General features: G+C 27.1%; 1 pseudogene. It reads right to left on the minus strand.

The window, feature by feature from the left end:
• Positions 1 to 221, minus strand: a pseudogene (gene tnpA / locus HMPREF2576_RS10360) (IS200/IS605-like element ISSep3 family transposase); the annotation flags it as partial.

Genomic DNA, 221 nt, shown 5'->3' on the forward strand with positions numbered 1-221 from the left:
TTTTTATTTCTACCTACTGTATCTACATAAAATCCTTTACACCAAAACTTTCTATTTCCATATCTATATTTTAAATTAGCATGTCTATCAAAAATCATTAAACTGCTTTTACCTTTTAAATATCCAACAAATGAGGATACTCCTAATTTAGGTGGAATACTAACTAACATATGAATATGATCTTTAGATGCTTCTGCTTCTATTATTTCTACGCCTTTTCT

This window comes from Staphylococcus sp. HMSC063F05, from assembly GCF_001837075.1.
Classification (GTDB): Bacteria; Bacillota; Bacilli; order Staphylococcales; family Staphylococcaceae; genus Staphylococcus; species Staphylococcus epidermidis.